The sequence below is a fragment of the Pseudooceanicola atlanticus genome (assembly GCF_000768315.1).
GTDB lineage: Bacteria > Pseudomonadota > Alphaproteobacteria > Rhodobacterales > Rhodobacteraceae > Pseudooceanicola > Pseudooceanicola atlanticus.
Window position 1 is genome coordinate 233,139 of record NZ_AQQX01000004.1, and the last position, 7,285, is coordinate 240,423.

Genomic DNA, 7,285 nt, shown 5'->3' on the forward strand with positions numbered 1-7,285 from the left:
AAACCGAATTCTCCGACCCGCGACGAATGAGTCAGAAGGCGATCCGGCAGCGCGCGCCCGTCGGCACCTCTCCGCCCGGATTTTCGACCTCCAGCCGCACGCCGAACGTGCCGCTGGCCGCATCGAAGAAGCGATCCACGACAACGACTTCGGCGGGGAACGAGCCCTCCAGCGGCGGCTTCAGCGTGACCTCGTAGCTGTCGCCCACGGCGATGTCGCCGAACAGGCGGCCAGGGGCGAATACCTCCACGTTGACGGGATCCGTTTCGATGATCTCCATCAGTTCGCTCTGTTCCGAGGCATATTCCCCGGCCGAGGCATCGACCGCGACGACCAGCCCGGAGACAGGGCTCAGCACCGATCGGCGTGCCAGCAGCGCCTCGGCCTGGCGCACCTCGATCCCGGCCAGCTGCCGGTCGAACTCCGCCTGTTCCAGCGCCAGCTGTGTCAGGGCCAGCTCGATCTCCGCATCTTCCAGGGCCGAGGTCGCGGCGACATTGCGGTCCGACAGCCGCTTGACCCGTTCAAACTCCCGCTCCCGCAGCGACAGCCGGGTCTGCTGGGCCCGCACGTCGACATCCGAGCCCGCACGGGTGCGCGCCAGTTCCAGCTGAAGCTCCTCCACCTCGGTATCGAGCCGCAGCAGCAGGTCACCGCGGTCCACCATGTCGCCGCGCCGCACCGGCAGATCGCGGATGACCCCTTCGGCGCTCGACGTGATCGTCACGCGGGATGCGGGCTCCAGCACGCAATCGACCATGTCCTGCGCGGCGGCCGCCGTGGACAGTGTGCCAATCAGAACCGCCAGGGTCACATGTCTCATTCCGATCCTCCCAGGAATCCCAGAAATCCATCCCTTTGCAGGTCAAAGCGCAACAGGTCCAGCCGCGCCCGGGCCATCAACCGCTCCGCGCGTTTCTGCGCCTTGCCGACGCCACGCCAATCGCCCAGCATTGACCGCGTGCGGCGCGAGCCGAACTTGTCGATGATCCCGTCATCCCGCGCCACCATGATCTCGCACGATCCCGGGTCGCCCTGGCGCGCGCAGCGGCCCAGCACCTGGCGGTCGATCCGGCCGGCCTCGTTCACCTCGGTCAGGATGACGTGCAACCCGCCGGCCTGCCGCACTGTCTCGTCCAGCATGATGTCCACGCCGCGCCCGGCCATGTTGGTGGCAAGCGTGATCCGCCCCGCCTGCCCGGCCTGGGCGATCACCTCGGCCTCGTCCGCATCTTGGGCGGCATTCAGCAGCGCGGGCTCCAGCCCCGCCTCGCGCAGGTGGCGGTCCAGCTCCGTGCTGGCGCGGATCGTGCGCGTCGCCAGCAGGACGGGCCGCCCCTGCCCCGCGATCTGGCCCGCACGCTTCGCCACCGCCTGCCACTTGCGTTCCTGGTCCTTGAAAATCCGCGGCCGCAGGTATTTGCGGCGCGACCGTTTCGGCGGCGGCAGGGCCAGTACACGCAACCCGTAGACCGCGCGAAACTCGCCCGCGACCTCCTTCGCCGTGCCCGTCATGCCCGCCAGCTTGCGATAACGGCGGAAGAACCGCTGATAGGTCATCCGCCCGCGTGTCACCCGCCGCCCGGTCACCTCGACGCCCTCGCGCGCCTCGACGATCTGCTGGAGACCGTCGCCAAGCGCGCGGTCCTCGGCCACCCGGCCGGTAAACTCGTCGATCAGCGCCACCTTGCCGTCCCGCAGGATGTAATGTTCGTCCCGCACGAACAGGTGCCGCGCACTCAGCGCCTGCACGGCGGCATGGTTGCGCCGGACGGAGTTGCGCCAGATGCCGCCCAACTCCTCTCCCGCATCGGCCAGCCGCGCCTCGCCGCGCGGGGTCAGGTCCAGAACGCGGCGCTGGTCGTCGACCGTGTAATCGCGCCCCTCCTTCAGGGGCTCGGCCAGGGCAATGGCCTGATGCGCCCAATCCGGGTCCGCCTCCGCGGTTTCGGAGATGATCAGAGGCGTGCGGCATTCGTCGATCAGAACCGAATCCGCCTCGTCCACGATGGCGAAGGGCAGCCCGTTCATCGTCAGCGACGCCGCCCGTGCCTGCGCCGCGTGCACCGTTTCCAGCGACAACCGGACCGACCCCTGCGCACCGCCCAGCGTGATCCGGTTGCGCAGGTAGTCAAAGGCGATGTCCTTGTTCGACGCATAGAGCACCCGCGCCCGGTAGGCCGGTGCCCGGGTCTGCGGCGGGACATGGTGCACGATCAGCCCGGTACTCAGCCCCAGGGCGGCAAAGAAATCGGCAAACAGCGCATGGTCGCGTTCAGCCAGGTAATCATTGGCCGTCACCACGTGAACGTCCTCGCCCGACAGCCCGGCCAACCCGGCCGCCAGGGCCGCGGTCAGGGTCTTGCCCGACCCGGTCTCCATCTCGACCAAACGGCCCGAACAGATGGCCAGCGCGCCCATCACCTGGGTCCGAAACGGGGTCAGCCCCTGCACCTCGCGGCAGATGGCGGCGATCAGGCCAAGCGCGCGAAGGCTGTGCCGGCGCATCACGCGATCCCGGCGCAGGCGCGGCCGGATGCGCTCCAGCTCGGCCTGCAGGTCCTCCAGGCTGCGCCCCTGGGTACGTCGCACGATGCGCATCACGCGGGCCGCCGCCAGCCGCAGGCGCATCCGCGACAGCGGGTCCCGCAGCGGCGCGATGGCCGTCTCGCTCATCGCGGTCAGGTGGTAGCGCCAGTCCACGGGCCGCACGCCGCTTTCGGCCTGGGCCATCTGACGCAGTTCCCGCAGACGCGGCACCTGTGCGGCGCGGCCCGACAGCTGGGGGGGCGTTGCGGCGTCAGACATTGAACCGCCTCAGGAAGACCTGCCGCACCCGGCGATAGACCCGCGTCGCAATCGGCTCGTCTCCGTGATCGATCCGCACATGCACGCGCATGCCGATCTCGGCCTCGCGCAGCGGGGTCTCGGGGGCCACGTCGAATTGCAGGATCGGCTCCAGCGTATGGGGCTCCGGCCCCCGTTCGGGATCGACCGCAAAGCGCCCGCCCCCTTCCATGGTCAGCGCGCGCGAGGCGATGCGCTGGCCCAGCGTCGGGACCTCCCTCACGATCCGCGCCGGCACGACGGCGTCCAGGTCATCGGCCGTGCGCAGGGCCAGCGACCGGCTACGCGACCGGATCAGATCCGCCTGGTCCTGATGTACCGCCACGCGCACGATCAGGTCCTCCGGATCGACCAGGTAGCCCACCACGTCGCCACGGCTCAGATACGCGCCCTCCAGGTCGGCGGCCCCCGGCATCACGAACAGACCGTCACGCGGCGCATGCAATGTCATCGAGGCAAGACGGTCGCGCAGCGATTGCGCCTCCTGGTCCGCCCGTGCCGCCTGCGCCCGCCAAAGCCGCATGTCATAGGCGCTTTCGCTCAGCGCCTGCTCATAGCGCAGCCGGTATTTCCGCGCCTCCGCCTCTGCCGCCTCCAGCCGCGCCTCGGCCAGCGGGTCGGTGATCGTCAGGATCGGGGCGCCCGCGGCCAGCCTCGCGCCGGGATCGCTCAGCACCGCCGCGACCTCTCCGGGTTCGGTGGCGTGGACCGTCGCCTCGTAGGGCGCATAGACGACCCCCTGCGCGACCGTGCGGTAAGGCACCGGCAGGAAGCCCAAGCCCCCCACCAGCAGCAGGCAGATCACGGCGACCACCGCGATTGCCCGGTGCCGGATGCCGCGCAGGCTGTCGCTGGTGGCGACGAACCGCAGGTGTTTCAGGATCGGCACGATGAAGATCAGGGTCACCGACCACATCGCCAAAAGCGCGCCAAGCGCGAAGAACCGCGTCGCCACGACCATCACGATGGTCAGCGAAATCAACAGCCTGTAGCAGAAGGCCGCGATGGAATAGGTGAAGAACCAGAACCGCTCGCCCCGCGCGCGCACCGGCGATTTCGCCTTGGCATTGCCGAACAGGTAGCGCTGGATCAGGTAGCCGATGAACCGGTTCGACCGCATCGACAGGTTGGGGATCTCCAGCAGGTCCGAGAACACGAAATAGCCGTCGAAGCGCAACAGCGGGTTGCCGTTGAACAGCAACGTCGACACGCCGCCGATCAGCATGACGTTGAACATCGCGGCCCGCGCCAGCCCGTCCTCCATCTGCGTCCACAGCAGCATCGCTGCCGCCGACAGGCCCAGTTCGACCAGGATCCCCGCGCCCGACACGAAGATGCGCCGCCACTTGCTGGTAAACGCCGCCGAGGCCGAGGCATCGACGTAAGGCACCGGGATGAAGACCAGCATCATCACCCCGACCTCGCGGACCTCCCCGCCCCATTTCTTGACGGCAAAGCCATGGCCCAGCTCGTGACACAGCTTGACCAGCGGATAGACCAGCACCAGCAGGACTAGGCTCTCGGTCGCCAGCACCCGGTCGATCAGGTTGCCGGTCAGCGCGTCCCAGTTCCGGCCCGCCGCGACCCCGCCCGAGATCAGCAGCGCCAGGTAGGCCAGCCCGCCGATCACCCCGAAGAAGGGCCGCGCAAAGGGCCAGAGCGCATCCAGAAGCGCATTGGGATCGAACAGCGGAAACCGCACGGCCAACGGGTTCAGGAACCGCGACAGAAGCGTCTTCCGCCGCACCTTGCCAGCGCGTTCCGACATCGCGTCGACATCGGGCAGCCCATTCGTGTGCAACAGGTCCAGCGCCGCCAATTGCGAGATCAGCGCCAGCATTTCGTCCTGTGCGGGCGCGGCATCGCCCAGTTCCGCACAGGCCGCATCCCAGACCTCGCCCAGGGTGCGGCGGCCATCCATCTGCGCGATCAGCCAATGCCCCGCCTCGGAAATCCGGGTGAACTTGCCGGTCAGCGGGTCGCGTATGACATACCAGACCTGGCCGCGGAACATCTGCCGGGTGACCTCGGCCCGGCGCGGCAGGACGGGGCGCAGATGGGCGGCGCGATACCAGCTCTGGCTTTCGAAACTCGTGGCCATGGCGCGCTCAGGGCGTCCAGCGCCACAGGGCCAGGCGGATCCAGTCGATGATCGGCTGCGCCCAGACCTGGATCAGCAGACGTTCCTCGACATCCACCTTGGCGACCCCGCGCATGCCCGGCCGGATCTGCGGGCTGCTGTCCAGAAGCTGCCCTTCGACCATCGCGACATTGCGCCCGTCATTGGCCTCCAGCCGCGGGGTGATCCGCGTGACCTCGATCGCATAGCCCTGGTCGGGCAGCGAGGACAGGACCAGCGTGCCGGTCTGGCCGATCCGGATATCATCCAGCTGGATTTCCTCGACCTCCAACGCCACCCGGTAGCTTTCCAGCGGCGCGATCTGGAACAGCTCCTCGCCCCGGCGCACGGCCCGGCCGATGGACTGGCTCAGATCGCCCTCGATCACCAGCGCATCAAACGGCGCGATCAGGGCCGAGCGGGCAATCTGCCGTTCCACCAGCGCCGCCTTTGAGCGCGCCTGCTCGATCTCGGCCGAGGCGATCCGCGCCGCAGCCGCGTTCCGCTCGCCAAGCGCGCGGTCATATTCGCCCTCGAACCGGCTCAGATCGGTGCGCCAGCGCAGCAGCTCGATCTGAAGGTCGCGCTCGTCCAGCCGGGCCAGCGGTTCGCCTTCGCGGATGACGTCGCCCGCCCTGACATATTGTTCGGCGATATGCCCGTCGAAGGGCGAGACCAGCGACCGCACGACCAGCCCCTGCACCTCGGATTCCGCGGAAACCCGGTAATCGCCCCGCGCGATGGCAAAGAAGGCAACGATCGCGATCAGCGCCAGCGCCACCAGCTTGCGCCCGATATAGCCGGGGCCAAGCAGCCGTTTCACCTGCCGCCAGAGCGAGGCCGCCCCGATCCGCAGGGCCGACCGGTCCGCCCGCCGCTTTTCGTCCAGCAGCGGGGCCAGCGCGGCGCCCACGGCCTCCGCGATCATCAGGTCGAGGTCCTCGAATGTCTCTCCGGGGCGTTTCTCGAGATGCAGCGCCCCCATGATCCGCTCACGCACGAAAAGCGGCACGGTCAGCAGGTCGCCCGTGGCCTTCATCCGCGCCAGCTCCGCATGCAGCGTCGTCACCGCATAGGCCATGCCCTCGCGGCGGGGGTGCAGCACGGTGCCTTCCTGGTCCGTCGCCTCCGCCATCGCCTGGGCCAGCTTTTCGGAATAGAGGCTGTCCATCCGGAAATCGGCCACGTCCGACACGGCCTCCAGCCGCACCCGGCGCCGCTTCAGGAAGCCGACGGCGACCTGCGAACAGTCCAGCCGCCGGGCCAGTTGGGTCACGGCGGCAATTGCGGCCGCGCGGGTATCGGCAGCGTCCAGCGCCGCGCCCAGCACGTCCAGAACCGCCGCCTGTTTCTCGCGTTCCAGCTTGTCCGACAGCGACAGATCCCGCCGGATGGCCGAGGTGATCCACCCCGCGCCCCAGCTCAGCGTGCGAAAGATGCGGCCGGGATCGGGTTGCGCGACCGGAAACTGAAACGCCGCCGCGCCCATCACCTCGCCATCGACGATCAGCGTCTTGACGAGGATCCGGCCCTCGATCACCACGTCGCGGCTCTTGTCCAGCGCTTCTTCGACCGCATCCGCGATCTCGGGGCTGGGGCGGTAGTCCTTGGGCCATGTGGCCACGGGGATCATGCCCTGCCCGGTCTCCAGCACCAGCGCGGCGCAATCCAGCGCGCCCAGGTCCCGGATCTGCAAGGCAAGCCAGACCCGCGCGAAATCGCGCAGGTCCCGATCTTCGGAAAACCGCGACCACAGCGCCTGGTCCAGTACGGAAACCTCGGCGCCCTGACCCGGCCCGGCCTGATCTCGGCTATCGGCCATGGATCACCCTGCCGTTGTTGGGGATCAGTTTTCCTTGCCGTTGGCCTTCGCCGCGGCAGCCGCCGCCTGCAGGCCTTCCAGCTTGATCTCGCCGAACCGCTTTTCGTACTGCGCCAGAACCGCGCCCATCAGCACGAACAGGCGCTTGGCCGCATGGGGGTTCAGCACGACCCGCTCTTCCAGCTTCACGTCGAAGGTCTTGGCGGCGGTCGGGTTCCAGGTCTGGTTGGTGCCGAAGAACAGCGTCACCTCTTCGCGGGTGGAGGCCGCGTTCACCACGTTGGCATAGGTGGTGCGCATCTGGCTGTCGTCCCAGTTGACCACCGGTGCCGCGGGTTGGCCGACCTCTGCGGCGGTGGCCTCTGCGGTCTTCTCGGTATCGGTGCTCTTGTCAGACATTGTCTTCCTCCGTTCTAAGTCCTTGTGTCCCGAACGGAGCGCCGTTTCCGGCGCCCCTAGGACCAATGTTGTGATTAAAACTCAACCAGTTGGGCGAA

5 protein-coding genes are annotated in these 7,285 nt (G+C 68.4%); all 5 read right to left on the minus strand.

What is annotated here, in order from left to right; genetic code table 11:
* Positions 1–31: 31 nt before the first annotated feature.
* The 5 genes from ATO9_RS12250 to ATO9_RS12270 are packed head-to-tail and all read right to left on the minus strand — an operon-like array spanning position 32 to position 7,187.
* Entirely contained in the window at positions 32–823 is a 792-nt protein-coding gene (locus tag ATO9_RS12250) for an efflux RND transporter periplasmic adaptor subunit (protein WP_052418279.1), read from the minus strand.
* Complete coding sequence (locus ATO9_RS12255) at positions 820–2,808, minus strand: preprotein translocase subunit SecA (protein ID WP_043749236.1); 1,989 nt, start codon at positions 2,806–2,808, stop codon at positions 820–822. Before ATO9_RS12255 ends, ATO9_RS12250 begins: the two co-directional genes overlap by 4 nt.
* On the minus strand, positions 2,801–4,948 hold the full coding sequence (locus ATO9_RS12260) for an HlyD family secretion protein (RefSeq protein WP_043749238.1): 2,148 nt from the start codon (positions 4,946–4,948) through the stop codon (positions 2,801–2,803). The genes ATO9_RS12255 and ATO9_RS12260 overlap by 8 nt, the downstream gene beginning before the upstream one ends.
* A 7-nt stretch (positions 4,949–4,955) precedes the next feature.
* Complete coding sequence (locus ATO9_RS12265; protein ID WP_043749241.1) at positions 4,956–6,788, minus strand: efflux RND transporter periplasmic adaptor subunit; 1,833 nt, start codon at positions 6,786–6,788, stop codon at positions 4,956–4,958.
* Positions 6,789–6,812: 24 nt separating this feature from the next.
* Positions 6,813–7,187: a DUF3467 domain-containing protein gene (locus ATO9_RS12270; RefSeq protein WP_081979553.1), complete on the minus strand. Its 375-nt coding sequence runs from the start codon at positions 7,185–7,187 to the stop codon at positions 6,813–6,815.
* Between the last annotated feature and the right edge of the window lie 98 nt (positions 7,188–7,285).

Bases quoted from the DNA above. Each gene is read 5' to 3' on its own strand.
- ATO9_RS12250 (WP_052418279.1), bottom strand. From the start codon at position 823: ATGAGACATGTGACCCTGGCGGTTCTGATTGGCACACTGTCCACGGCG.
- ATO9_RS12255 (WP_043749236.1), bottom strand. From the start codon at position 2,808: ATGTCTGACGCCGCAACGCCCCCCCAGCTGTCGGGCCGCGCCGCACAG.
- ATO9_RS12260 (WP_043749238.1), bottom strand. From the start codon at position 4,948: ATGGCCACGAGTTTCGAAAGCCAGAGCTGGTATCGCGCCGCCCATCTG.
- ATO9_RS12265 (WP_043749241.1), bottom strand. From the start codon at position 6,788: ATGGCCGATAGCCGAGATCAGGCCGGGCCGGGTCAGGGCGCCGAGGTT.
- ATO9_RS12270 (WP_081979553.1), bottom strand. From the start codon at position 7,187: ATGTCTGACAAGAGCACCGATACCGAGAAGACCGCAGAGGCCACCGCC.